The following is a 26,558-nucleotide window of genomic DNA, read 5'->3' on the forward strand; positions in this document are numbered from 1 at the left end:
TTTTGAGAGAATCGTCGTTCAAAACCTTGCGTCTTCATCGGCCCGCGTCCTGTAGGGGCGAAGCATTCGGGCAATAACCTATCGGTGAAACCGTAGATTTTCTATCCGAATGCTTCGCCCGTACTTTTTCAGCAGACCCTAAGTAGTCGTGGAAAGCTCAACTTTGTGTCCTTTGTGTCTCTGTGGTTCACAAAAACAAAAAAGGCTTAATTTGGCAACAGTATTAAAACTGTAAAAACTTTTTAATTTGTGTCCAAAGATTGCTAAAAGACTCTTTCATTTCCTCCTTAATTTTCCAGCGTTTAAATGCTTCTTCGTAGGCAATTCCTTGATTTTGAAAAGTTTTCCAAGCCGAGAGAGAAAGAGGTAAACCCATCAGCAAAAAGATATAAACTGCCCAAGAAATTGTTCCCGCACTAATTAAATTAATCGTCAGAAAAAAACTATTAATAATCAGATAGCGAACGGTTTTATGTTTTAGCTCCTCGCGACGAAAGCGATCGAATTCTTGCCGCTTATAACTGACCATTTTTGACTCTTGCCAGTCCTTTTCCGCCGCTTCTAAGTCTTTAACTTCAATAGCTAAATCGTCAGCAATTTCTAACAACTGTTGACGGGTAATTTCTCCCTTATCCCCTTGACGGGAGATAGCCAAATAGAGAATTTCCTGCACATCCTCTTGACTGTAGGATTGGGGAGGGAAAAAATCGGGGTTTGGCATAGCAATAGAGAAAGAATAGATTCCTTCTCTATTATGGGCGATCGATTTAGGGATTGACAGTTAGACGAGACAGGGAGTTTTTAACTGATTCGTCCATGCTTCTAAATCCTGCAAAGAGCGATCGGCATATTGACCGTAACGTTCCCGTTTATTGCGGATTTTTCTGGTAAAATTCGGCAAAATGCCAAAATTTGGCGGCATCGGTTGAAAATGTTTCGGTTCGGCACTGCTGATAAACTCAAATAATGACCCCATCATCGTTGTGGTTGGCAATGTCACCGTTTCTAATCCTAAAGCTAAACGAGCGGCATTAGTTCCCGCTAACCATCCCCCAGCAGCCGCAGCCGTATAGCCTTCCGTCCCGATTAACTGTCCTGCCGCTAATAGCGTCGGTCGCGATTTAAACTGGAGACTGGAGGATAATAACTGGGGAGAATTAATAAAGGTGTTTTTGTGCATCACCCCCATGCGGACAAATTCGGCCTTTTCTAACCCCGGAATCAGACGAAAAACTCGTGTTTGTTCACCCCATTTTAAATTAGTTTGAAATCCCACCATATTCCACAATTGCCCCGCTTTATCTTCCATTCGCAACTGTATAACTGCGTAGGGACGTTGATCCGGATATCTAGGATCCGCTAATCCCACCGGTTTCAGGGGACCAAAACGCATGGTATCCTCTCCCCGACAGGCTAATTCTTCGATTGGCAGACAAGCCTCGAAAAATTTGGCATTTTCTCGCTCAAAATCCTTTAGTTCTGCTTGTTCTGCCTGTTTTAACTCTTGCCAGAAGTGCAGGTATTGTTCCCGATCCATGGGACAATTGAGATAGGCAGCCTCACCTTTATCGTAACGGGAGGCCAGAAAAGCGATCGATTGATCAATAGATTCCCCTAGAATAATCGGACTAGCGGCATCAAAAAAGCTCAGATAGTCCAGTCCCGTGAAATTTTGCAGATCTGCGGCTAAAGCAGCACTGGTTAACGGTCCAGTGGTTAAAACGACGATACCATCCCGGGGAATTTCAGTGATCTCCTGACGTTTTAAGGTGACTAGAGGGTGGTTAGCCAAGATTTCCGTCAAATTTCGACTAAAGACCCCTCGATCGACCGCTAAAGCCCCTCCTGCGGGGACACTGTGCTGATCGGCCTGGGCAATAACTAGAGAATTTAAGCGTCGTAATTCTTCATGGAGTAACCCAGTGGCGCGATCCACCGCCATGGCACCAAAGGAGTTACTACAGACTAATTCGGCTAAAAATTGGCTATGGTGGGCGGGACTAGAGCGAATTGGGCGCATTTCGTACAGGATCACGGGAATACCAGCTTGGGCTATCTGCCACGCCGCCTCAGTCCCCGCTAATCCTCCACCAATTACATGAATAGGGCGATCAATCATAGTTGGGAGAAAATGGCTAGAGTAGGACTATTTTAGCGTTAGTTCCCAGTCACCAAAAAAATAGGCTGGTCTAGGGCGATCGCATAAAGATTGGGGCTGATCACAAACTCAGGTTATAATCAAGGAAGGGATAGAATATTATATTTTATCTCGTCACGGTTTTTGCTTTCGAGAAGGTGGCAACACCGCCCCACTTTCTCACCATCTCCTTCCAGATGGGTTAGTTAGCGGTTTGACTTCTATGAACACCAATTATCTTGAAGAATACCAAAAATACCTAGCCGAATGGCAGAAACTGCTTCTGTCCGCTTGGGGTAATGGTGTTCCCACGACTACACCAGTGTTTGAGTTTCCGGAAACTTTGGTTAAATCCCTCGAATATCAACAAGAATGGGTGAAATCCTACCTAACCGCCCAAGAAACCGCCGCCAAAGTTGCCCTTGATAGTCAGAAACAATTCTGGGATGGTTATTTCGGTTTTGCTCGTCAGTCCATGGCTGTAATCAATAAACCAGCCTAATTTAGATATAAATTGGCTAGATGGTTCGGTTAGTGACTTAACTTCCCTTAAAAAATGAAATTCCTCAAATACAATCCCCTCTGGCGTTGTATTTGAGGCTTTTTTGGTTTTATTCCCTTTAAGCAATCAGGGAATTTTGGGGTTTAGCAAAAATCATCCGTCCGGCCGAGGTTTGCAGTGCAGATGTCACCACTACCCGCAATTCTCCCCCTAGATAATCTTTTCCTTCTTCTACCACCACCATCGTGCCATCTTCTAGATAACCGATGCCTTGGGTGGGTTCCTTTCCTGCTTTGAGAATTTTCAGATCTAAAGTATCCCCGGGCAAGTAGATCGGGCGTACTGCTTGGGCGAGATCGTTGACATTCAAGATGGTGACTTTTTGCAGATTGGCCACTTTACTGAGATTATAATCGTTAGTGAGCAAGGTGGCGTTAATTTCTTGGGCAAGATGGACTAATTTAGCATCTACGGTGCTAATATCCTCATAATCGGCCGGATGAATGACAATGCGATCAGGAAATTCTTGCTGCATCCGGTTTAAGATATCTAATCCTCGTCTTCCTCTGACTCGTTTTTGGTCGTTACTGCCATCCGCTAACTGTTGCAATTCCTGAAGGATAAATTGGGGGATGAGTATCTGTCCCTCGATAAATCCCGTGTCTAACAATTGTTCGATACGACCATCGATAATACAACTGGTGTCAACAACTTTGGTGGCGGCCGCTTGCAGGGTTCCTTCTGCCACTAAAATTGATTCCATACTATTGGGGTTAATCAGACGCAAAAAAGTCCGACCGTGGGTATCAGCTAAACTAACCCCCAGATAGGAAAACATAATACTGCCTAAAATGGCGATTATCGGCTTGATAAACGAGAATTCTCCCGGAATCGGTAGGAAGAAAATCGGAGCTAGGATCAGATTAGCAATCAACAAACCGATAACTAGACCGACCGAACGGGTTAAAATAACTTCGATCGGAGTTTGTCGTACTTGGGTTTCTAGACGACGATAGGTAGTTTGGGCAACTAAACCAATAGCCAAACCAATAATTGAGGCAAAACCCGCCGATAACCAGCGTAAAGCTTCAATATTGCTGATTTGCGACTGGACAGTAACCGGCAGCAAGTCAACACCACTATAACCAATACTGGCAACAGCGAAGACGAATAGTAAAATTATGACAGCATCAAGCATGGGGATAATACCAGAGAGGATAGGGGGGGAATGATGGTAGAAAAATAATGAGTATGGATGCTTTTATATTATATCTGTGGGTTTCTCCTAATTTGTGTCGGGAAAGTTGCCTCCATTCTAGGAGATGTTCTCCCCAGCCATAATACATCTTAACGAAGATAAACGAAATTATAGTAGGAGTCGGTCGTCAGCCTTGAATCAGTTATCAGTCATCAGATGCGAGTTACAGCGTTTCTCAGATAGATGAGGTTCGTTCTTGCATCTAAAATACTTGATTAGCAAGGGTTAGTCTGTGCTTCACCTTGACGAGAAAGGCTGTATGATATTAAATCCAGTTATTAAAAACTGATTATTTATTCTCCGTTTTGCCTTTTGCATGAGTAGAAAACGGGTTTCTCCGAGAAACCCGTTTTCTGTGCGTTACTCAACGGATTTAGTATGAGTCCACTGATTACTGATTACTGTTCACTGATAACTGCTTTAATGTCCTATTTTCACCCCGTAACCTCGGTTTATATTCATATTCCCTTTTGTCGTCGGCGCTGTTTTTACTGTGATTTCCCGATTTTTGTCGTTGGTAATCACACCAATCCGGCGACTTTTCCCCCTGTGGTGGAGTATGTGGAAATATTACAGGAAGAAATTAGCCTTAGTCAGGGGACGGGGAAACCCCTAGAAACAATTTTTTTTGGGGGGGGGACTCCTTCCCTGTTACCGGTGGAATTATTAGGGGCAATTCTGGATACTTTAGCCAAAAAGTTTGATTTTGCGGCCGATATAGAGATTTCTATGGAGATTGATCCAGCTACCTTTAGTTTAGAACAATTACAGGGTTATCTTAGCGCGGGAGTCAATCGGGTTAGTTTAGGAGTACAGGCTTTTCAAGAACCATTATTACAGGTTTCTGGTCGATCGCATACTGTTAAGGATATCTATCAGGCAGTGGAATTAATTCGGGGATTGGGAATAGTTAACTATAGTTTGGATTTGATTTCGGGATTGCCACAACAAACCCTGACAGATTGGGAAAATTCCCTAGAAAAAGCGATCGAACTGCAACCGGCCCATCTTTCCTGTTACGATTTGGTCTTAGAAGCGGTTACTCCTTTCGGTAAACAGTATCAACCGGGGAAAAAACCCTTACCCGATGATGAAACCACGGCAAAAATGTATGTTTTAGCCGGTGAAAAACTAGCTTTAGCCGGTTATCAACATTACGAAATTTCTAACTATGCCAAACCGGGTTATCAATGCCGACATAATCGAGTTTACTGGGAAAATCGTCCCTATTACGGTTTTGGTATGGGGGCTGCTAGTTATCTCCATCAACAACGTTTTACCCGTCCGCGCAAAAGTCGTGACTATTTCGCTTGGGTAAAAGAAGGCTGTCAGATTGACGTGGAGAAAAATAGCTTGATTGATGATCTTCTCGAAACCTTAATGCTAGGGTTAAGGTTAGCAGAAGGTGTGAGTTTACCCGCAATTGAAGCTAATTTTGGTTCGGAAATCAAACAAGCAATTTTAGAGGTTTTAGAGCCGCATAAGCAGCGTAATCTAGTAATAATTGAGGGGGATAGCAGGGTAAGATTAAGCGACCCCGAAGGTTTTTTGTTTTCTAATATCGTTTTAACCGATTTATTCGATCGCTGGCAATAGTCAGAAACTATAGTTTAAGTAGCTGTTATAATTAAATTAAAAATGGATTTTAGCTTCGATCCCCCCTTAATCCTAGGGTTGATTCATAGTAGGGTTGATTCATAGTAGGGTTGATTCATGAATCAACCCTACCTTGATAAGGGGGGTGTCTGACAACTTTTAACACCTACCTACTTACTAGCGATAATGGATAGCTAACCAAATACAAGGAGGATTATTGCTAGTAAATTCGACGCGATGTTTTTGGTGAGGAGGAATCAGGAGATAATCCCCTGCTTGCAGATTAACTTGGCTGCCATCCTCATAACTAATCTCAGCGAATCCCTGTAATAAAATCACCCATTCAAAGTCAGATTGATCGTACCATTGACCCCGGGGAGTGGTTTGACCGGTGGAAATAATTCTTTCCAGACGAATAGCTTGACTTTGAGCTAAAATTTCCAGAATTTCTCGGTCAGGAATTAGTTCAGGTAAATCAAAAATTGAAGCTGGTATCATCAGTTATTATTCCTTTCTGTATAAACATCTTTAATCACTGTCGGTATTGCTGTTAAAATTTTCTCAACGATATCAGCAGGTGTATCTAGGTCAGAAACAACAATCCGAAGATCTGCTTCTGCATAAAGTCCTCGTCTTTGTTCTAATAATAATTCCAGTTTACTTTCTAAATCAGTGGACTCCAGCAGGGGACGAGAGGTATCTTGTTTTAAACGTTTAACCAAAACTTCGAGAGGAACATCTAACCAAATCATTAAACCGTGACGAAGATAACTCCAATTTATCGGTTTTAAAACCATCCCTCCCCCGGTGGCAATCACAGTTTTAGTCAGAGAGGATAATTCGGCTAAAACTTGGGTTTCTAACTCCCGAAAAGTCGCTTCTCCCTCGTCGGCAAAAATTTCCCTGATTTTCTTTCCTGCGACCCTTTCTATTAATATATCTGTATCAAAAAAACGATATTGTAACCGTCGGGAAAGCAACTCTCCCAGGGTGGATTTGCCAGATCCCATCATTCCTAGCAAAAAAACACTTAATCCCCGTAAGGAGTTAAAATCCGTTGAATTGTCCATAGTTAAAATTTAGCCGAATGTAGTCCTCGCTACTCAGGGACGATTTTTTGATAAGCATTTAGGAGTGAAAACCCGCAGGTGGAATCAGAAAATCTTCTCAGAACTCCCATTGACACCGACATCGTGTCAGAATCTGGATAACCATGATACCATCTTGGTAATTCATCGACAAAATCAGCTTGATTAATTTAATCAAGTGGTGTGGGGAGTGTGAACACAGGAGTCTAAAATTCATGTCCAATCAACCAGCAAACTTTCCGGGTAACAGAAATCAACTCAAACCGATTAAAGTCGGGGTTATCGGGGTCGGTAACATGGGACAACACCATAGTCGCATCCTGAGTTTGTTAAAAGACGTGGAATTCGTCGGGGTGGCCGATGTCAACGTCGAAAAGGGACTGGAAACTGCCAGTAAATACCGAGTCCGTTTTTTTGAAAATTATTTAGACCTCTTACCCAGGGTAGATGCGGTTTGTCTCGCTGTCCCCACACGGTTACACCATCGAGTCGGGATGGACTGTCTGCAAGCGGGAGTACATACCTTGATCGAGAAACCGATCGCCGCTAGTATTAGTGAAGCGGAATCTTTAGTCAATGCGGCAGCCGATCATGATTGTATTCTGCAAGTGGGTCATATCGAGCGTTTTAATCCCGCTTTCCAAGAGTTATCGAAGGTCTTGAAAACCGAGGAAATTTTAGCGATTGAATCCCATCGCATGAGTCCCTATTCCCAACGCGCTAATGATGTGTCGGTGGTGTTAGATTTAATGATCCACGATATAGATTTAATTTTAGAATTAGTCTCCGCTCCCGTGGTGAAATTAACCGCTAGTGGTAGTCGCGCTGCCACTGATTCCGGTTATCTCGATTATGTCACTGCAACCCTTGGTTTTAGTAATGGAGTAGTGGCTAATTTAACCGCTAGTAAGGTGACTCATCGCAAGATTCGCCGTTTAGCGGCCCACTGTAAAAATTCTCTCACGGAAGCGGATTTTCTCAACAATGAAATCCTCATTCACCGGCAAACCACCGCTAACTATAGCACCGATTACGGTCAAGTTCTCTACCGTCAAGATGGTTTAATTGAAAAAGTTTATACCAGCAATATTGAACCTCTACACGCGGAATTAGAACATTTTGTTCATTGTGTGCGCGGTGGGGACCAACCTTCTGTCGGTGGGGAACAAGCTTTAAAAGCTTTACGATTAGCTAGTTTAATCGAACAAATTGCCCTTGATGGTCGCGTTTGGCAACAATCGGACTGGAATTATCAATATCTTAATTCTCCCGTGATTACTGCTTCTTAATTGTTTCTACCCCGATTCTTTAAGTGAGAGAATTGGGGTGAGGAACCAAAATTAGTTATTTTGAGAACTTTCCCAACATTTTTCTGAGGATTTTTTTCCACACCATTGACTTTCACAGGGAACTCCATCACCGTCTCCATCCATTTTGACATTAGGGCAATTTCTCAAGAAAAAAGTCGCTTCTGCACAGGAGGTCATCTGGGAACAGTGAGTTCTACCATCGCACCGAAACTGTGGAGAAGGACTAGGTTTTTTCTGGGGAGTGGGACGATTATTGTTGTTAGCTACGGCTAAATTATTGAGGGTTTGATTGCCAGAAATTGGTGATTTTATTGATATTTGTTCGCTCAGAAAAGACAGAATTAAAATAACAATTACTTTTTTCATAAAATGCTTGCCTGATTCTCTGCTCTTATCATAGTACCAAATAGGATACAGGATAATAAATCAGAGTTATTCCCAGGTAAACGTTTGGGGGGGGTCAAGCAGCCAGTGGCACTGACTCTTCCGATTATTTGTTAGTATATGCAGAAAAACACCATGAAAATTAGCCCTAACGGACAAATCACTATTCCCCCTGATATTCAAGAAAAGCTTGGGTTGTTACCCGGTACAGAAATCCAGCTGGAAGTGATTGGGGATATCTTGCAAATTCGCAAGCCTAGAACCCTAAGCCGGGGAAAGCAACTGATTGCCGCTATCCGTGGCAAAGCAACTAGCCGTCTAACAACCAACGACATCATGCAAGCGACCCGTGATACTAAATCTGGTTATTAAAGACTGATTATTTATTACCCCTTTTGCCTCTTGCCTCTTGCATGAGTGCCTGTCTTCATAAGTAGCCTATACTCAACAGATTTAGTATAACAGGTTCTCTAATGACTCTAATAACTAAATCAGGCTTGAGTCTTCTTAGTTGAGTCCCATAGAGAGGATCAACATTTTCATCTAAGAGATATTTCAGACTCATTTACTTGTTTGACTGCTTTTCTTTGTTGCCTTAACTTTCTCAATTTTTCCGCCACAGGAGGAGGATTTTGTTTTTGTATTTCTCTCATTCTTTCTCCATGTTCAATCCATTCGGTTAAATAATTGGTTATTTTTTCTTGCTCATGCAAATAGTACAGAATTGTTGCATAAACTTGTTCTAAGCTCAAAGATGAATAAGTTTTAGCAATTTCTTCAGGTGTTTTAAGTAGGGAGGCACAATTATTTGTAGGATGGGTTAGCGGTAGCGTAACATAATCGGGCGTTGGGTTTCATGCTTCAACCCAACCTACGTTCTGAATTTAAAAAATAAGCTTGCCTACATATCTAAGTTATTCCCCGTTTCCTATTCCCTGTATTTAGAGTAAAATTTCCCTGTGTTGAATTGCTAATTTATGGGCGGGAAAACCTTCGTACTCGGCTAAAGTTTTCGTGGTTTCTTTTAACTTTTCAAAGCCTTCAGGGGTGACATAAGCCAAAGTAGAGCGCTTCAGAAAATCATAAACCGAAACCGCCGAATAGGAACGGGCAAAACTTCCTGTCGGCAGCACAGCATTGACTCCGATGGCGTAGGTAGCCATAGAGGAAGGAGTATGATTTCCCAGGAGAATTTCGCCAGCATTTTTAATCTTGCCCAGAATGGCAAAAGGATTACTAACTAAAACCTCTAGATGTTCCGGGGCGTACTCATTGACAAAATCGAGGGATTGCTGCAAACTATCGGTTAAAATTATGCCCCCATAGGCGGCTAAACCCGCCTCACAGAATTCCCGTCGCCAATCCGGGAGTTTTTGCAGGTATTCCTGTGCATATTCACTAGCAGCGATCGCCAAATCTTCACAGTGGGTGACTAATAAAGCTGCCGAATCCGCCCCGTGTTCCGCTTCAATTAATAAATCCAAGGCCGCTAAACGGGCATCGGTGGACTCATCGGCCAAAACTATCGACTCACTTGGACCTGCCGGCAAACCCACATCCACAGTACCGAACAGTAACCGCTTGGCCGCCGCCCCATAGACGCTGCACGGACCGGTAATTTTGTCAACCCTTTTGATATTTTTTGTTCCCAAAGCCAAAGCAGCGATCGCTTGTACGCCCCCTAATTTATAAATTTCTCTGACTCCAGCCATCTGCGCCGCCACCAGAGAAACGGGTTCCACGTTGCCCTGTTTATCGGGGGGAGTGCAAACGACAACTCTTTCCACTCCTGCCACCATTGCCGGGATGGCTAACATTAACATCATCGAGGGAAAAGCACCGCGGCCCCGGGGAACGTATAAACCCACATTGGGGATAGGAGAGATTTTTTCGCCGGCAAAGACACCGGTTTCAATTTCTGCCAGTAGTGTTTCTTCCGGCATTTGGCGACGATGTACCTCTTGAATATTCCGGAAAGCCTGTTCAATGGCAGTTTTTACTTCCGGTTCAATTAAATGAAAAGCCCGCTCAAATTCTGCCTCGCTGACTTTGATATTTTCTACCGTCGCACCTTCGTAGTCAAAACGCCGCACATAGTCCACAACGCCGGCATCCCCCCGTTTGCGGATGGTTTCTATGACCGTTTGAGCGACTTTGAGGGCGTTATCAATATCTAACTCGGCTCTTTTCTGAAGTTTTGCCCGTTCTGCGCTACTTAATTGCGAAAGTTTTAATATTCTAACCACTATTGCTGCTCCTACTGCCCCCCGTCCTCTCAAGAATAACGGGGAATCTGAATCTTTATTTTTATTGTAACCTTTGGGGGAGTGCCGGCTTTTCAGTGATCAGTAAACAGTAACCAGTAATCAGTGAACTGAAAACTCACATCTGATAACTGATAACAAAGGCCGAATCTAAAACCTAATTTGTTAAGCTAAAAGCTTTATTGCCAGATTCTTTCTCTTGCCTCTTGCCTCTTGCCTCCTGCCTCCTTGGGTATAATGCAGATCATGTTTAAGCTCTCTTGCTGTTCTGTAAATGCGATCGCTCTTAGTTTATTATGGGGGGCGAGTGGTGCTGTGTGGGCAGAAACGGATTTAGACTTAGACCCGAAAATTCGACAAGAAAGCCCAGTTTTAGAGCGTTGGTTAGAAAAAATACCCGATATCGCCGAAGATATTCGCCGCGATCCCAGTTTTCGCACTCGTATCCGCTTGGGATATGCAGAGTTTCCTTCTAGCGATAATTCCAGTGGCGTGATTTTGGGGGTAGAAGATGTGTTTTTCGGTCAAACCAGTTTAACCCTAAGCGGCGATTATCAGACGGCTTTTAACGGCAAAAGGACGGCAATAGGAGCAAATTTACAATACTATCTCCTCCCTTTGGGTGATTATGTCAATCTGGCTCCCATGGTGGGCTATCGTTACATTCAAACGGGAAATTACAACACCGATGGGCTTAACTTAGGATTAAAGCTCAAATTAGCCCTTTCTCGCACGGGGGCGGCAGATATCACCGTCAGTCAGAGTTTTATCTCCCCCGGTGGTGATAACGAGGTGGGATTAACTACTCTTTCGGTTGGTTATGCGATTACCTCTAATTTACGTTTAGCCGCCGATATTCAATCCCAAAATTCCCGCGCGCGTAAAGATAGCTCCCTGGGAATTTTACTGGAATGGCTGCCCTAATTAGGGTTTGCGGCAAAAAGTTTTTCGTGGGGGTAGGGTGTGACCCCCCCCAACCCCCCCGACATCGGGGGGGCAGGGGGGGTGTGGGGTGTAGGGTGTAGGGTGTAGGGTGTGGGGTTTTACCGATAAAAACTCACACCTGATAACTGATAACTGATAACTGATAACTGATAACTGATAACTGATAACTGATAACTGATAACTGATAACTGATAACTGATTAGGTACTAAAGTATTTAGCGGTGGGGTGATAGGTGATAATGGCGGTGGTGGATTGTTCTGGGTACAATTGTTCGCTTTCGTCCATATACATCCCAATGCGATCGCATCCTAACAGAGCTAGTTGCTTGTATTGATCCTGAATATTGGGACAAGCGGGATAGCCGAAACTATAGCGAGAACCCCGGTAACGCTGTTGCAGTATATCGCGGATATTATCAGGATCGAACTCGGCGAAACCTAACTCGCGACGGATGCGGGTGTGAGTCCATTCAGCCATGGCTTCGGCGGTTTGGACAGCCATGCCGTGATAATAGAGGTATTCGGTATATTCGTTGGCATCAAAGAGAGATTTAGCGTATTCCGTGGCGATTTCCCCCACTGTCACCGCTTGCATCGGGAAAACGTCGATAATCCCGGATTCCTGCGGGGCGAAAAAGTCAGCAATACAGAGACGACGACCAGATTTCTGGCGAGGAAACTCAAAAATGGCGATCGGTTGCAGATTTTCGGGTTTTTCGCCTGCTTGTATCGATTCGGGATCGTAAATTAACAGGGAATTGCCAGAGGATTGACAGGGAAAATAACCATAAATTAATGTAGGGTTTAGTAAATTTTCCTTGACAATTTTCTCTTTCCATGCTGCTAGAATTGGATGAACTTTTTCCTGTAAAAACTGGTCGTATTCTTGTTTCGATTGGCTTTGTGGTTTGCGGAATTGCCATTGACCGACAAATAAAGCTTGTAGATCTAAATACCAGAAAACCTCCTCGATGGGAATTTCTGCTGCTGTTAATATTTTAGTACCCCAGAAGGGCGGTGTTGGTCGGGGAATATCAACTGCCACCGCTTCGGACCGACGGGTATCAATAACTAATTCTTGGTTGACGCTGCCATCGGTAAAAATAGTATCGGGATTAACCTTTAATTCTTCGGCGACAACCGGGGTTTTTTCTGCCTCGGCAAACTCCGCTAAAAAGCCTTTACTATCATCCCATTGACCCCCAGCTTTAGCGGGCATTAATTTATCCATAAAATGCAGGTCAGAGAAGGCATCTTTACCATAGATAACCTGTCCCTTGTAGGTTTTTTGACAGTCATCATGGACAAATTTGGGAGTTAAAGCTGCCCCGCCAAGGATAACAGGAACGGTGATTCCTTTTTCGTTAAAAACCTCTAGATTTTCCTTCATAAAAGCCGTCGATTTCACCAATAAACCGCTCATAGCAATACAATCGGCCTTATGTTCTTGGTAGGCTTCGATGATATTTTCTACAGGTTGTTTAATGCCCAAATTAATCACTCTATAGCCGTTATTGGTCAAGATAATATCAACTAAATTTTTACCAATATCGTGAACATCTCCTTTAACCGTTGCGATAATAAAAGTCCCTTTGGCATTATTATCCCCCTCTTTTTTCTCCATAAAGGGTTCTAAAAAGGCAACGGCCGCTTTCATAGTTTGGGCCGATTGGAGAACAAAAGGTAACTGCATTTGTCCCGAACCAAATAACTCACCCACTACCTTCATCCCATCCAGGAGAAAAATATTAATAATATCTAGGGGTGGATAGTCCTGTAAAGCTTGCTTTAAAGCATCTTCCAGTCCCAATCTTTCCCCATCAATAATATGCTGTTTTAAGCGTTCCTCCACGGGTAAATTAGCATTACTAGAAGGGTCTTTTTTAGTGGTTTTCCCCGCAAATAATTCGGTTAACTTGGTCAGGGGATCATAAACACATATATCGCCATCAAAACGACGATTATCATAGATTAAATCCCGACAAATTTGCTGATATTCTGGTTCAATTTTTGCCAGAGGAAGAATCTTATTAGCGCTGACAATTGCCCCATCCATACCCACCTGCATCGCTTCGTGAAGGAAGACGGAATTTAATACCTGACGCGCTGCTGGATTCAACCCAAAAGAGATATTAGACACACCTAAAAGAATGTGACATTCGGGCAATTCTTGGCGAATTCGGCGCATTGCTTCGATAGTAGCCTTGCCATTTTCTCGGTCTTCTTCGATACCAGTAGAAATCGGTAAAGCTAGGGGATCAAAAAAGATTTCGTAGGGAGCAATTCCGTATTCTATCGCCCCATAATAGGCCCGTTTAGCTATCTGGAATTTTTTCTCGGCAGTGCGGCCCATTCCTTCTTCATCAATGGTTCCAATTACTACCCCCGCGCCGTATTTTTTCGCTAAATCCAAGACTTGATAAAAACGCGGTTCCCCGTCTTCGTAGTTAGTAGAGTTGAGGATACATTTACCCCCCGCTACTTTTAACCCCGCTTCCATTTTTTCCCATTCGGTGGAATCTAACATTAAAGGTAGGGTGACATTATTAACTAAACGAGAGGCTAATTGGTGCATATCGCGCACCCCATCCCGGCCGACATAATCGACGTTGACATCGAGAATATGCGCCCCTTCTTTTACCTGCGCTTTCGCCATCGATACTAAACTATCCCAGTCTTCAACATTGAGCAGTTCCCGACATTTTTTAGAACCACTGGCGTTTAATTTTTCCCCGACAATAAGGAAAGAATTATCTTGAATATAGGGTTGGGTACTATAAATAGAAGCGGCGGAGGGTTCATAATGATAATGACGAGATTTCGGAGTTAAACCCTGACTTAGTTCCGCTAAAGCTTGAATATGGTCGGGACGAGTACCACAACAACCGCCGATAATTTGTACTCCCAAATCTTCGATAAAGTGCATTAAAGCCATTTTTAATTCTACGGGAGTGAGGCGATAATGGGCTTGACCGCCGACATTTTCCGGTAAACCGGCGTTAGGAATACAAGAAACAATAAAAGGGGAATTTTCCGAGAGATATTTAATATGGGGTTTCATTAAATCGGGACCAGTGGCGCAGTTAAGTCCCAAAATATCAATTTTATAGGGTTGTAAAATAGAGACAACGGCGTTAATTTCCGTTCCTACTAACATCGTTCCCATGGTTTCCATCGTCACCGAAACCATGAGGGGCAATCGTTGACCTTTTTTCTGAAATACTTCTTCAATAGCATTTAAAGCAGCTTTAATTTGCAGGACATCCTGACAGGTTTCTACTAATAATAAATCTGCCCCGCCATCGTAGAGACCCTCTACCTGTTCCACATAGGCATTTTTGAGCGTATCAAAGTCAATATGACCCAAAGTGGGCAGTTTTGTCCCCGGCCCCATGGAACCCGCCACAAAACGGGGTTTTTCGGGGGTAGAGTATTTATTAGCGCAAGCTTTGGCCAGTTCGGCGGCGCTTTTGTTGAGATAATAGGCTTGGTCGGCTAAATCGTACTCGGCTAAAACTATCGAGGTTCCCCCGAAGGTGTCGGTTTCAATCACATCCGCACCCACGGCTAAAAAGGCTTCGTGGACTTTGGCTACGGCGCTAGGTTTAGTATGGACAAGATACTCGTTACAACCTTCGTATTCTGCCCCACCAAAGTCCTCGGCCGTCAGATTTTGGCTTTGTAGGGAAGTTCCCATCGCCCCATCAAAGACGAGGACGGGATGCTTGGGACCGTTGAGGTAGTCAAGAAAGGGGCTATTCATAGAGAGATTTACTGCTATAGCATTTTGAAAGTTTATTCTAATACAGTTACTAGAAATCTGCTATGGTCGGCATTTCAGTGATCAGTGATCAGTTATCAGTGATCAGATTTGAGTTTTCAGTCGAGAAAGCCAATCAATCTAATTTTGTAGCACTAGACGAGCTAAACCAACTCCGGGATAATAATTACCGAGAATTTGTTGATAATCTAGGCCTTTTTCCGCTAATTTATAAGCTCCAGTTTGACTCATACCGCGACCACCGTGGGCCCAAGCGACAATTTCATCGGTGGCGGCATAAAGAGACTCGACTACACCCCCTTTATAGCTGAGAATCTGCCCGGCAGTGGCATTAACCGCTTGGTGAGTCGATTGATACTCCGAGCGAATGCCTTTATATACCTGCCAGCGTTGGCTATTGCCCAGATGAAACCAAGCATTAGCGGGGCGGATTATATGTACTAGGGCGTAGGAACGAGCGGCGATCGCCTGTGCCTTTAAAGCGTGCATTGGCGCGGTGGAGTGCATTTCACTACCCACCACACTATAGAGATAGGCCTCTAAATTAACCTGATTGACCACTAACAAGCGATCGCCTTGAGCAACAAGGAGGATTTTGCCCCGATACCAACTATCATCCACATAAACTAAACCATCGGCACTGGTGGGCTGCACAAAAATCACCTCTGGCAGCGATAAATCGCCCATTTTTAAGCCATTGGCACCTGGAATGACCGGTAAACCCTCGTTAGTGGCAATCGTTTTTAAACCACGACCTTGGCGATCGGTGATCACCGCCGGCCCGTTAACTCCAATCAAAACACTGGCCACATCCCTTTTGATCGCCACGCGAATTTCTAGCACCGGCGGCGTATAATTAGCGGGAACCACTAAGGGTTGTCTAGTCACTGGTTTAACCGCAGCAGCGGGGGCAGTATTAGGGGCAGTATTAGGGGCAGTATTAGGGGAAGTTTGAACCGATGGTGCTAATTTTTTCGGCGCCAAGGGGGAAGATTGGGGAGAGGGGGATAGTTTCGGTGATGGCGCGGTTAAGGGTGCGATCGGAGATGGGATAATAGGGGAAGGAAAGGCAGCAGTCTCTAGATTTGCCTGCGGTTGCGGGGTTTCTGGTTTTTCCTTGGCTAAATAAGTTAAGAGAATTGGCGTAAAAGTGGCGATCGACAGCAAAGGAACGGCACAATGGCGCAGCAGGGAAAAATAGGTACTAGCAGCAAATTTCACTTTAATCACACCATCTTTAATTTTCTTATCTAACTTTATCATTCCCCTCTCAGGCCGGGCAATTCTAGAGAAAAAATCTCGTATTCTTGAGCTTGTTAGGACAAATAAGGCTGAAATAGTCAAGAAAAGCCGAAAAAATCCTGATAATTTTTATTTATGCCTCTGATTTGTTCCTTTCAGAGCAAATTATACAACAGAGGGAAATAGGAGAGTAATGATTTTGTAGGTACTGATTATCTTGATACTCAAATTAGTTGACAGAGATGTTTAAGGATTTTGAGAACCTCGTATAAATCCCCCGGATTTCTCATGGCAAATAAACGAGAGGTTCCGTATAAAGGTTTACCGTCCCATAATAATTTAACAAATAAAAACTCGGAACCATTGGTCAACATTCCATAATTAGGACGGTTGGGATGAGGATTGGCCATTAAATAAGCTAATAATTGCGGTAAACCTGCTTCAACGGAATAAATAACCCGTTTTGATTCAATAATCATTACCCATAATTGCTCTTTTAGAATTAAAGTATCTAACCTTCCTTTAATTATTAAATCTTGATCTTCTGTAATAATTTCAACGGACTCTTCTGCTTTAATCTGAAAGGGAAATAGATAAAAGTTACCAATAAATAATAATGGGTCTAAAACCGTCATCCTCACCGAAGTTTCTAAAAAGGGAGGATAATTCAATAAGTTAAAATAACCTGTTTTGATTTTATCTAACAATTCTTTTTCTTGTTCAGAGATTGCTTCTAGGTCTTGCTGCCATTCCCCAAAAAAATGCTCATCTTCTATAAACTGTAGTTGAAAATGATTAATTAAATCTCTGAGAGTGACTTCTTTTGCTTGTAAAATTTGAACCATATTTACCACCTTAATTAAGACTTACGTTAACTGAATTGATAGCCGCAAACACGCACCCTGCGCCCAAACAATCCCTACGCCCAAAACCCATCCTAACCCTCCAGCAAACCCCGCACCTCCTCAATCCCAATCCTCAAAATATCAGCCACAGCAACGAAAATCTCCTCATCAAACCGGGTTCGTAGCGATCGTGAATTGGGATTCTTAGTTATTTTAATAAGATTATTTCAATTTGATCAGGTTAACGGTAAATGAATAATTTGGTTTTCATATTCATTGTCAAAAGAGCCTTTAGCAATTACAATTAATTCTAACAAATTATCACCAACACTTAAATCTTGATTGAGAATAAAAATTCCAGGAACATGACGATTTTGCCTGAAGTGAGCTATTAAATGAACGGGCATAGAGGCACGATTATTTGTCACTAAAATAAAACCCATTACCTCACACCAAATCAAAATTTCTGGATCTAATGTACCTAATTTTGGTGTATCTGGTTCACCAACTACTCGAACAATGATTTCTGGTTCTCGGCGACGCAATTGTTGAGGATACACCGAATTAACATTTTCATCAATTAAATATTTCAGTGTCATTAGCTTGCTGTTTGGCTGTTATTTCAGCTTTCAATTTTCTCAGTCGTTCAACCGAAGGCGGAGGATTTTTTTGCTGTTCTTCTCGCATTTTTCTTCCCCATTCTAGCCAGTCGGTGATGTATTGACTCACTTTTTCTTTTTCATGAAGATAATAAAGAATCGTCGCATATACCTGTTCTAGGGTTAAAGACGGATAAGTATTGGCAATTTCTTCGGGAGTTCTCGCTTGGTAAATAAAATCGTATAAAATGGTTTCAATACCGATGCGGGTTTCTTTTAGTCGGATATCGTTAGGGGCAAGAAAATTAAAATAGTCTTCGAGTTGCATGAGTTATCCTAATTGAAGATTCAAACTTCACTTTGTTTTCTAAGTAACATTGTTATCTTAATTATACTTGATCGTTGCCAAATAGTGCGCTCACCTTGGGTTCTTAATTATTGACCTCTCCCCTGGACTCTCTCCTACAAGGAGAGAGGAGAAAGATTTAGCGAAGAGAGCGCAACAACAAACCTGGTTCGTTATTCTCCCCTTCCCTCCCAGGGAAGAGGAGTTAGGGGGGTTAGGTCAAACCCATCAACTATCATGATAGAATAAAAAAGCGAGATAGAGAAATTATAATGATTAGAGTTTATGCAGATACATCAGTATTTGGTGGTGTTTTTGATGATGAATTCCGAGAGGAAAGCCTAACTTTTTTTGAGCTAGTTAGGGTCTGCTGAAAAAGTTTTTCCTGGGGACAGGGTGTGGGGTGTGGGGTGTGGGGTGTAGGTTTTTACCGATTCTCATCTGGTCAATTACCTAATTTTCAGAGAAAAAGTACCTTAATTTTCCCCCGATCACTCCCAGAACTGGTACTTTTTGATTGACAAAAAGTCTAAAAGTCTTACCCAACAAGGTTTTTAGATTTATTCAGCAAACCCTAGTTAGAGGAGGTAAACTAAAACTGATAACTTCTTCAGTTGTTTTAAGAGAAATTGAACCTGCTCCTGAGAAGGTTCGACAATTTTTTTGCAGAGGTTATAACCTATACAGAGTTAGTTGAAATTACTGAATCTGCTTTACAACTGAGGCAAGCTTATATTGATTATGGTGTGGTGACTCAGAAATCAATGTTAGATGCGCTTCATGTTGCTTTAGCAAGTGTTGCTGGATGTACCATGATTGTCAGTTGGAACTTTAAGCATATCGTCCATTTTCAAAAAATTCCTCTTTACCGAGCGATTAATGTAATCAAGGGATATTCACAGCTAGATATTTATTCACCTCTGGAGGTTATTAATTATGAAGGTTAAGCAATTTGATTGTGTGGAAATGAAACGGTTGAGTAGCGAAAAAATCTATGAAGACATTAAAAATATGAAAATAAAGGAAGAATTAGCCTATTGGCAACAAGCTACTAAAGAGTTAGAAAAACTTCAAAGTCAATCATAGTTTAGCGAAGGGATCGCAACTACAAACCTGGTTCGTTATTCCCCCCTTATTTCCCAGGGAAGGGGGGTTAGGTCATTCGGGCGATTTTTCATGTTGGCAAGGTCATATTCTGGTTTCATGGTTTTATTATCGATAATGTTTACCTTCGTTTTTACCCGTAAAAGTCCTCATTTAGAATCTGTTCAGGTGTGAAAGGACAAGCGAGGGGATACTCACTTTCTTGGGGAATACGAATACCAAATTGAGCGCGTTTACCCTGTTTGATGGCGACTTTACGAGCGCTGGAATAGGCTTGTGTGATGGAGATTAAGAGATAAGATTTAAGAGAGGGAGTCTTAAGTAAATCATCTTGAACGCGCTGGCGATGCTCATCTACTGAATTATACCAACTTGCTTTCATTGTCTCAGGAGCATCATGCTGTATCTTTAATTTGAGTAAGTGAATCAACAAGACCATTAAGTTGCTCTCTAAGGCGCGTTTCTCTGACTTACCCAAATCTTTTAACTCCTCAATTAAGTTTTCTATATCCAGTTGTTCAAACTGTCGATTCTGTAATTGATGAATAGTTTGCTCAATCCACAACTGAAGATCTTGTTCGTAAAGTGTTGTGGGATTTTCTTGAATGTCCGATTGTTTTAATAAGTTCATTTGGCTTTCATTAAGTTAACGGTAGATGAATAATTTGGTCTTTATATTTATTATTATACTTGATCTTTACCAGATAGTGTGATCGCATTGGGTTCTTAATTATTGACCTCTCCCCTGGCCTTTCTCCTACAAGGAAAGGGGAGAGAATTTAGCGAAGGGAGCGCAACTACAAACTGGGTTTGTTGTCAAGGCTCTCGCCCGAACAAGTTTAACCTGTTTTCTTTAGATAGTGAGGAGCTAAATGGACATAACCCTATTGCCCAAATTGGGTAACTTATCTAGAATAAGTATATGAAGAGAGGAGGAGACGTGATGGAGTATCAGAATTTTTCGCTCATTAAAGAAGATATTCAGGCTGATGCTTGCGGACGGATTAGCCTTGGGACTCAATGTAGCAACCGTCACTATCGAATACTGATGAATGCAAGCGGGGAACTTCTTTTGGTTCCCATGGTGGCGATTCCAGAGGGAGAACTATGGGCTTTTCAGAATCCTAGTGTCCGCGAGTCGCTCAAACGGGGGCTCGCGGAAGCCAGCACGGGAAATTTAGCTGAAGAACCCGTCGATTTAGACGCTATGCTTGAGTTTGCTGAATCTATTCCTGAAGAAGTCGAGGAGTAATTGAATTTCTCTTTACGACAGACACAGGAAGCTCGAAATACTCTATCTGAATTGCGAGCAGAAGCGGAACAGGCTCAAAAGACTCGCCTAGCTCAAGGTAGGACAAAAGCATCGAAACAAGAGGGTCTCTACAAACAGGTAACAAAAGCCCTAAAGCTCCTCAGTACAAACCCAAGACATCCGGGACTAAAAACCCACGAATTTAATTCCCTCGACAACCCTTATGATTCAACACAGAAGGTTTTTGAAGCCTACGCCCAACAGAATACACCGGGAGCCTATCGAATTTTCTGGTGCTATGGACCTCATTCGGGGGAAATCACCATTCTCGCTATTACACCTCATCCGTAGATCACAACATTGTAGGGGCGAAGCATTCGGGCGATAACCTATCGCTGAAACCGTAGATTTCCTATCCGAATGCTTCGCCCTTACTTTTTCAGCAAGCCCGAAATAGTTAGCGCTGAAGCGCAACAACAAACTAGGTTCGTTATTCCCCCCTTATCAAGGGGGGCAGGGGGGATCGAACCTAAAATCCATTTTTAATTTAATTATAACCAGCTACTTACGTTAACTGAATTGATAGCCGCAAACACGCAGCCTGCGCCCAAAACCCATTCTAACCCTCCAGCAAACCCCGCACCTCCTCAACCCCAATCCCCAAAACAGAAGCAATACCGACAAGAATCTCCTCATCTTGCGTTTGCTGATAAAGAGCAACAAGACTAGGCAAAGAAAAGGTTTGTACGCTGTAACCATCGTTAAATTCTGCCCAAATTTGTAAGGCTTGCAGGTAATAACTTTTGGCTTGGCTCAATTCCCCAACTCCTTCCGCTACCCTTCCCAAATGGTGCAGGGTTCTGGCTTGCCCGTAGCGATCCCCATATTCAATCTTGATCTCAAGAGCTTGCTGGTAGTAGCTTCGGGCTTGCTCCCATTCCCTCAATTGTTGCGCTACGATTCCCAAATTGTTCAGGGTGCTGGCTTGGGAATAGCGATCCCCATATTCAATGCAGATCTCAATAGCTTGCTGGTAGTAGCTTCGGGCTTGCTCCCATTCCCTCAATTCTTCCGCTACCCTTCCCAAATTGTGCAGGGTTTTGGCTTGCTCATAGCGATCCCCATATTCAATGAAGATCTCAAGGGATTGCTGGTAGTAGCTTCGGGCTTGCTCCCATTCCCTCAATTCTTGCGCTACGATTCCCAACTGGTGCAGGGTGCTGGCTTGGTAGAAGCGATCCCCATATTCAATCTTGATCTCAATAGCTTGCTGGAAGTAGCTTCGGGCTTGCTCCCATTCCCTCAATTCTTGCGCTACCCTTCCCAACTCGTGCAGGGTGCTGGCTTGCTCGTAGCGATCCCCATATTCAATGTAGATCTCAATAGCTTGCTGGTAGTAGCTTCGGGCTTGCTCCCATTCCCTCAATTCTGCCGCTAAGTTTCCCAAAGTGTGATAAGTATTTCCCAATATTGAGGCTTTTTGTTGCTCGTCCACCCCTTGGAGATTTTGAGTTAATTCAATAACTTTTGGATAAGTCTGTTTCGCCTGTTCATAGTTTTTTGTTTCTTGATAGGCGAGGGCGAGACTAGCCAAAGCATTGATAATATTGCCACCGATTATCCCAGTTTTAATCTGCTCAGGATAAGTTTGACAAGCTTGACAAACACTCTCGCATAGTTTCAGTCTGCTATTAACATCATTGGTAACACGAAAATATGTATTTAAGCAAAAGAAGATATCAATATCTTCCTGCTTCTCCAAACAAATCTGCAAAGCATTAAACAGATTTTCATACTCCCAGCGACAGAACAATATCCCCCACTGCTTCTCTTGCGGATTTTTGGAATTTAGTAAGTTACTATAATTACCTGCCAAGTCTCGGTAATGATTCTTAAAACCCTCCCAAATTGCTGCTTGTGTCTCTGGTGCTAATTCCTTTAACTTCGTCTTCAAGAAGTAGGGAAAAATGGGCTGGATAGTCAAAAAACTCGGCATTTCTTCACTCATCGGCGAAAGCAAACCCCAATGAATCGCTTCTTCAATCGCTGCATCAAATTGGTCAAATTGATAGCCTTGTAAAGGTTCTAATTTTTGTAATTCTTCACTGTAAAAAGGAATGAAATCCCTGTGAATAAACCCACTAAAAGGCGCTAAACAGAGTAACAACTTCTGCGCCTCCTCCGACAAATTACTGTGGGAATATTCCACACATTTGATGATATTATTAGTCTTATCCTTATCCCCCACATCAGCTAATTCCGCCAACTGTAACCCTTGCCAAATCTCCTCCGGTGACTGTCGCTTCAGATTCGCTAATACCACTTCCATCGCCAACGGATATCCCGCCAACAACTTCATCAAGCGCTCAAAATAATCATCCTTTTTAATCGCATTTTTCCGACTCTTCGCCTGACGTTCTAAGATTCTCTCCGCTAATTCAGTTCTCGACTCTTGGTCTAATCCTTGTAAGTGATAGATATTCTCCTTAAAAGTCCTGCGTTGCAGCCAAGTTTCCTCACTGCGAGAACCCAAAATCACCTTCGTTTTTCCCCCGACCAAATTCTTGAGAAATTCGGCGATTGCTTCCCTTTCATTCTCCGGTAAAGTATTCTGAATTGCTAACGGTTGTCCCGTCACCGACTCCAGATTATCTAAAATGAGAATATACGCCTCACTGCGGAGTTTTTGTTCTAGTTTCTTTACCCGCGCTTTCAGGTTCATCGCTTGGAAACTCGCCTGTTCAAAGCGATTATAAATTCCCTGACCGATTTCATGGACAATCTGTTCTAAAGTCCAAGCTTTTTTATCATAACCAAAATAGAAAATATGGGTCGCCCAGTTGGTTTTCTGCCACCATTCTCGTAGATAATTGAGTAAGGTAGTTTTTCCTGTCCCTCCCATTCCTTTGAGTAAAAGGATATTATGTTTCAGCAGCGCCTTTTCCATCTTGAGAATTTCTAAATCCCTGCCGACAAAGCCGTATTCTGGTAAAGGAAAGACATATTGATTGCCGATATGTTCCCAGTATTTTTCCTCCTCTTCTGGAGTAAATGGACGCAAATTGAGATTAATTTTACCGCGACAATAAATCACCGGTAATAACCAATCTTCTAAATCTATTCTCGTGTTATAATAGGCGCGGCGTTGCTTATTATTGAATAACTCTAACCGTCCCTTTCGCATCGCTTCCGTTAGGTCTTTTCCGTTCAATAATTGCTGATAAATTGGTTTCATCATCAACTTAGCTGCAGAAACCGTCACCGAATATCCCATCGCCACCACTGCTTGCATTCCCGCAGTCATCAAACGACTTCCTAAACTGGTTTCCCGATAGTCTTCTGATTCCTGGGAAATTTGCTTTGCTGACTGACAAGCATTGAGAATACAAATAGGGATATTTTTCCCAGTGAGTAAATTCGCTAATTCCGTCGCTTCTACCGGAGTCGCTTGACCTTTTTCTTCTCCTTCCAGAAACAGAAAAGCTTTTACTCCCTCATATCGTGCTAAATCCTCCAGTCCCCATCCCCTTTGATAGCGCCAAGAATCCCCGTGAACCTGTCTTTGGTACTGTTCATATTCCATCAATCCGCCATGAACATCGAAATGAATAACATGATAGTATCCTTCTCCCTTCTCATCCAGATGTCTGGTTAGTGATTCATAAGTTCCGGGACGCAATATATCAATTTTTACCGGTATTTCACTACTATTTACCAGTTCTACCAAAGGACGGGAAATCGTGCGATAGTTAACATCAGATTCCTCATTAGGACGCGCAATCACCACCAGAAGATTGATAGTAGGATAAGTGGCCATTTGCACCGGGACAACTGTAGCCCCTCGACGCTGACGGGAGATGATACAATCTATAGAAAAGGGACGCGGTAAATCAGGATCTTTCAGCGCTTCCCAATGTAAAGCTTGAAATTCTGGCGACTGACTTTCGATGATAATTTGCAGTTGACTTAACTGCTTTCGCAAGTCTCGATATTCCCCATAAGCATTTAAATTACTCTGGAAAACCTGTTTAAATAGGTTTTCGCCATAGTTTTGGACACTGTTGGCGGCTTTTTGCGCTTTATCCGTGTCTAGCGTCGGAAATACTAACCATTCCTCAAAGTACCATTCTAGGTCTTTTTCTTCTTGGTTAGTAAAGGGGTCAGTAACCGTAATTGGGTAGCTGTTACCGCTATCAAAATTGAGAGTAGCAGTAAAGCCACCATCGTTAATTCCTTCTTCGCGGATGGTGAGGACTAACATAGAGATAAGTTGAGAATTGTTCTATTACAACTCTTCAGCAGTTTAACGGTATTATACTGGAAAAAACCTATTGCTTTGAGCCTATGGATGTTCGAGCGGCAGTTGCCCTAGAAGCGGGAAAACCCCTAACTATTGAAACGGTAAAATTAGCCGCACCGCAAGCGGGGGAAGTGTTAGTAGAAATCAAAGCCACGGGAGTTTGTCACACCGATGCCTATACTCTCTCTGGGGCCGATCCTGAAGGCTTATTTCCCTCAATTTTAGGCCATGAAGGGGCCGGAATCGTGGTAGAAGTGGGAAAAGGTGTCACTAGCCTAAAAGTGGGGGATCATGTTATTCCCCTATACATTCCCGAATGTCGTCAGTGCGAATACTGTCTCAGCTTTAAAACCAATCTCTGTCAAGCGATTCGTCTTACCCAAGGTCGGGGAGTAATGCCGGATGGAACCAGTCGTTTTTCCCTCGATGGTCAGCCTCTTTATCACTACATGGGAACCTCGACTTTTTCTAACTATACCGTACTGCCGGAGATTTCCCTAGCCAAGATTCGCCCCGATGCTCCCTTTGAAAAAGTCTGTTATATCGGCTGCGGAGTCACTACAGGTATCGGTGCGGTGATTAATACCGCTAAAGTGGAACCGGGGGCAAAAGTGGTGGTTTTTGGTCTGGGAGGTATCGGTTTAAATGTTATTCAAGGGGCCCGTTTGGTGGGGGCCGATATGATTGTCGGGGTCGATATCAATCCCCAGAAACAAGCTTTAGCGACCAAATTCGGGATGACTCATTTTGTTAATCCCCAAGAAATCGAGGGGGATTTAGTGGCCTATCTGGTGGATTTAACTAAAGGTGGGGCCGATTATAGTTTTGAGTGTATCGGCAATGTCCAGATTATGCGTCAAGCTTTGGAATGTTGCCATAAGGGTTGGGGTGTTGCCACTATTATCGGTGTAGCCGGGGCCGGCCAGGAAATTAGTACCCGTCCTTTTCAATTAGTCACCGGACGGGTCTGGAAAGGTACGGCTTTTGGTGGGGCAAGAGGTCGTACAGATGTACCAAAAATAGTCGATTGGTACATGGACGGCAAGATTAATATTGATGATTTAATCACCCATGTTCTGCCTCTGGCAAGAATTAACGAGGCCTTTGACCTGATGCACCAAGGGGATTCTATCCGCAGTGTGATTACCTTTTGAGCAGGGATAATGTTACATATAGTTAAGAAATACTTGACAAACTCTTAACTATATGTCTGCGCCAGTTTCCTAGCTCTCTTTAACTTACTATAGAAGCGATCAATCTTTGTGTCCTCTGTGTCTGGAGTGGTTCCTTCCACTCCCAGTATTTACACTTATTTTGTTAAGATATATTGCGGATACCCTGAACTTTAGTAAACAGAGGAGCTAAATCACCTAGTATTGCGTCTTTTTCAGTGAACAGTAAACAGTGAAAAGACATCAGGAAAGTGCTATTTAAAACTACTCACTTAGAACTCAAATCTGATACGGGACTTGCGCTTTGATAATGTACCTTTTGGGCGAACGCAGTTCGCCCCTACATTGTGGACAAAATCCGTTACTGTAGGGGCGCAAAGCTTGCGCCCTCCGATCGATCAGGTTTGCTGATCACCCTAAGTAGGGCGAGAGC

Annotated in this window: 25 protein-coding genes; 10 read left to right on the plus strand and 15 right to left on the minus strand. The window is 43.0% G+C overall.

Features of this window, described 5'->3' with window-relative positions; all coding sequences use genetic code 11:
• Positions 1 to 223: 223 nt before the first annotated feature.
• Positions 224 to 721 (minus strand): 2TM domain-containing protein, encoded by a 498-nt coding sequence (locus tag O9324_RS20355; protein WP_287630098.1) that lies wholly within the window; start codon positions 719 to 721, stop codon positions 224 to 226.
• Between the two features lie 60 nt (positions 722 to 781).
• Positions 782 to 2,119, minus strand: coding sequence for an FADH(2)-oxidizing methylenetetrahydrofolate--tRNA-(uracil(54)-C(5))-methyltransferase TrmFO (gene trmFO / locus O9324_RS20360; protein ID WP_288141157.1), 1,338 nt, complete (start codon positions 2,117 to 2,119; stop codon positions 782 to 784).
• Positions 2,120 to 2,360: 241 nt separating this feature from the next.
• Here trmFO and O9324_RS20365 point away from each other — a divergent pair, with 241 nt between their 5' ends.
• Positions 2,361 to 2,639: a hypothetical protein gene (locus tag O9324_RS20365; RefSeq protein ID WP_002766494.1), complete on the plus strand. Its 279-nt coding sequence runs from the start codon at positions 2,361 to 2,363 to the stop codon at positions 2,637 to 2,639.
• Positions 2,640 to 2,757: 118 nt separating this feature from the next.
• On the opposite strand, the gene O9324_RS20370 is transcribed toward O9324_RS20365, so the two are convergent.
• Entirely contained in the window at positions 2,758 to 3,837 is a 1,080-nt protein-coding gene (locus O9324_RS20370) for a PIN/TRAM domain-containing protein (RefSeq protein ID WP_287107113.1), read from the minus strand.
• Between the two features lie 483 nt (positions 3,838 to 4,320).
• Between O9324_RS20370 and hemW the strand changes: the two genes are divergently transcribed.
• On the plus strand, positions 4,321 to 5,493 hold the full coding sequence (hemW, locus tag O9324_RS20375) for a radical SAM family heme chaperone HemW (RefSeq protein WP_288141167.1): 1,173 nt from the start codon (positions 4,321 to 4,323) through the stop codon (positions 5,491 to 5,493).
• Positions 5,494 to 5,670: 177 nt separating this feature from the next.
• On the opposite strand, the gene O9324_RS20380 is transcribed toward hemW, so the two are convergent.
• Positions 5,671 to 5,991 carry a cupin domain-containing protein gene (locus O9324_RS20380; protein ID WP_288141158.1) on the minus strand — a complete coding sequence of 107 codons (321 nt, stop codon included), beginning with the start codon at positions 5,989 to 5,991 and terminating at the stop codon, positions 5,671 to 5,673.
• Positions 5,991 to 6,563, minus strand: coding sequence for a shikimate kinase (locus tag O9324_RS20385; protein WP_287630095.1), 573 nt, complete (start codon positions 6,561 to 6,563; stop codon positions 5,991 to 5,993). Before O9324_RS20385 ends, O9324_RS20380 begins: the two co-directional genes overlap by 1 nt.
• A gap of 233 nt (positions 6,564 to 6,796) precedes the next feature.
• On the opposite strand from O9324_RS20385, the gene O9324_RS20390 reads away from it, so the two are divergent.
• Positions 6,797 to 7,870, plus strand: coding sequence for a Gfo/Idh/MocA family protein (locus tag O9324_RS20390; RefSeq protein ID WP_002781699.1), 1,074 nt, complete (start codon positions 6,797 to 6,799; stop codon positions 7,868 to 7,870).
• 51 nt (positions 7,871 to 7,921) lie between these two features.
• Here the strand turns inward: O9324_RS20390 and O9324_RS20395 are convergent, their stop codons facing one another.
• Complete coding sequence (locus O9324_RS20395) at positions 7,922 to 8,257, minus strand: excalibur calcium-binding domain-containing protein (RefSeq protein WP_288141159.1); 336 nt, start codon at positions 8,255 to 8,257, stop codon at positions 7,922 to 7,924.
• Positions 8,258 to 8,410: 153 nt separating this feature from the next.
• Here O9324_RS20395 and O9324_RS20400 point away from each other — a divergent pair, with 153 nt between their 5' ends.
• Positions 8,411 to 8,647: an AbrB/MazE/SpoVT family DNA-binding domain-containing protein gene (locus tag O9324_RS20400; protein ID WP_223213093.1), complete on the plus strand. Its 237-nt coding sequence runs from the start codon at positions 8,411 to 8,413 to the stop codon at positions 8,645 to 8,647.
• Positions 8,648 to 8,814: 167 nt separating this feature from the next.
• Here O9324_RS20400 and O9324_RS20405 read toward each other — a convergent pair whose 3' ends face one another.
• Both O9324_RS20405 and hisD read right to left on the minus strand, forming a co-directional pair.
• Positions 8,815 to 9,027, minus strand: a complete 213-nt coding sequence (locus tag O9324_RS20405; protein WP_002766476.1) for a hypothetical protein — start codon at positions 9,025 to 9,027, stop codon at positions 8,815 to 8,817.
• A gap of 189 nt (positions 9,028 to 9,216) precedes the next feature.
• Entirely contained in the window at positions 9,217 to 10,521 is a 1,305-nt protein-coding gene (gene hisD, locus O9324_RS20410; RefSeq protein WP_288056610.1) for a histidinol dehydrogenase, read from the minus strand.
• Positions 10,522 to 10,776: 255 nt separating this feature from the next.
• Here hisD and O9324_RS20415 point away from each other — a divergent pair, with 255 nt between their 5' ends.
• Positions 10,777 to 11,463, plus strand: a complete 687-nt coding sequence (locus O9324_RS20415; RefSeq protein ID WP_288141160.1) for a hypothetical protein — start codon at positions 10,777 to 10,779, stop codon at positions 11,461 to 11,463.
• Between the two features lie 220 nt (positions 11,464 to 11,683).
• On the opposite strand, the gene metH is transcribed toward O9324_RS20415, so the two are convergent.
• The 5 genes from metH to O9324_RS20440 form a co-directional block, all read right to left on the minus strand.
• Positions 11,684 to 15,247, minus strand: coding sequence for a methionine synthase (gene metH / locus O9324_RS20420; protein WP_288141161.1), 3,564 nt, complete (start codon positions 15,245 to 15,247; stop codon positions 11,684 to 11,686).
• Positions 15,248 to 15,385: 138 nt separating this feature from the next.
• Complete coding sequence (locus O9324_RS20425; RefSeq protein WP_288141162.1) at positions 15,386 to 16,528, minus strand: SpoIID/LytB domain-containing protein; 1,143 nt, start codon at positions 16,526 to 16,528, stop codon at positions 15,386 to 15,388.
• Positions 16,529 to 16,731: 203 nt separating this feature from the next.
• On the minus strand, positions 16,732 to 17,352 hold the full coding sequence (locus O9324_RS20430; RefSeq protein ID WP_287737501.1) for a type I restriction endonuclease: 621 nt from the start codon (positions 17,350 to 17,352) through the stop codon (positions 16,732 to 16,734).
• Between the two features lie 236 nt (positions 17,353 to 17,588).
• Positions 17,589 to 17,951 (minus strand): DUF5615 family PIN-like protein, encoded by a 363-nt coding sequence (locus tag O9324_RS20435; RefSeq protein ID WP_002798845.1) that lies wholly within the window; start codon positions 17,949 to 17,951, stop codon positions 17,589 to 17,591.
• Positions 17,929 to 18,279 carry a DUF433 domain-containing protein gene (locus O9324_RS20440; protein WP_002798844.1) on the minus strand — a complete coding sequence of 117 codons (351 nt, stop codon included), beginning with the start codon at positions 18,277 to 18,279 and terminating at the stop codon, positions 17,929 to 17,931. Before O9324_RS20440 ends, O9324_RS20435 begins: the two co-directional genes overlap by 23 nt.
• Before the next feature lie 647 nt (positions 18,280 to 18,926).
• Between O9324_RS20440 and O9324_RS20445 the strand changes: the two genes are divergently transcribed.
• Both O9324_RS20445 and O9324_RS20450 read left to right on the plus strand, forming a co-directional pair.
• On the plus strand, positions 18,927 to 19,244 hold the full coding sequence (locus O9324_RS20445) for a PIN domain-containing protein (RefSeq protein WP_288141163.1): 318 nt from the start codon (positions 18,927 to 18,929) through the stop codon (positions 19,242 to 19,244).
• Positions 19,234 to 19,383 carry a hypothetical protein gene (locus O9324_RS20450; RefSeq protein ID WP_287972030.1) on the plus strand — a complete coding sequence of 50 codons (150 nt, stop codon included), beginning with the start codon at positions 19,234 to 19,236 and terminating at the stop codon, positions 19,381 to 19,383. Before O9324_RS20445 ends, O9324_RS20450 begins: the two co-directional genes overlap by 11 nt.
• A 151-nt stretch (positions 19,384 to 19,534) precedes the next feature.
• On the opposite strand, the gene O9324_RS20455 is transcribed toward O9324_RS20450, so the two are convergent.
• Positions 19,535 to 20,032, minus strand: coding sequence for a DUF29 domain-containing protein (locus O9324_RS20455; protein ID WP_002798842.1), 498 nt, complete (start codon positions 20,030 to 20,032; stop codon positions 19,535 to 19,537).
• A gap of 312 nt (positions 20,033 to 20,344) precedes the next feature.
• Between O9324_RS20455 and O9324_RS20460 the strand changes: the two genes are divergently transcribed.
• Positions 20,345 to 20,653 (plus strand): hypothetical protein, encoded by a 309-nt coding sequence (locus O9324_RS20460; RefSeq protein ID WP_334310371.1) that lies wholly within the window; start codon positions 20,345 to 20,347, stop codon positions 20,651 to 20,653.
• Positions 20,654 to 21,004 (plus strand): hypothetical protein, encoded by a 351-nt coding sequence (locus O9324_RS20465; protein ID WP_002775598.1) that lies wholly within the window; start codon positions 20,654 to 20,656, stop codon positions 21,002 to 21,004.
• Between the two features lie 268 nt (positions 21,005 to 21,272).
• Here O9324_RS20465 and O9324_RS20470 read toward each other — a convergent pair whose 3' ends face one another.
• Positions 21,273 to 24,914, minus strand: a complete 3,642-nt coding sequence (locus O9324_RS20470; protein ID WP_288141165.1) for a tetratricopeptide repeat protein — start codon at positions 24,912 to 24,914, stop codon at positions 21,273 to 21,275.
• Positions 24,915 to 24,997: 83 nt separating this feature from the next.
• On the opposite strand from O9324_RS20470, the gene O9324_RS20475 reads away from it, so the two are divergent.
• The gene (locus tag O9324_RS20475) at positions 24,998 to 26,107 is read left to right on the plus strand and encodes an S-(hydroxymethyl)glutathione dehydrogenase/class III alcohol dehydrogenase (RefSeq protein WP_288141166.1); all 1,110 of its coding nucleotides are present in this window, start codon (positions 24,998 to 25,000) and stop codon (positions 26,105 to 26,107) included.
• The last annotated feature ends 451 nt before the right edge of the window (positions 26,108 to 26,558 follow it).

This window comes from Microcystis sp. LE19-84.1B (assembly GCF_027531875.1).
Taxonomy (GTDB): domain Bacteria; phylum Cyanobacteriota; class Cyanobacteriia; order Cyanobacteriales; family Microcystaceae; genus Microcystis; species Microcystis panniformis.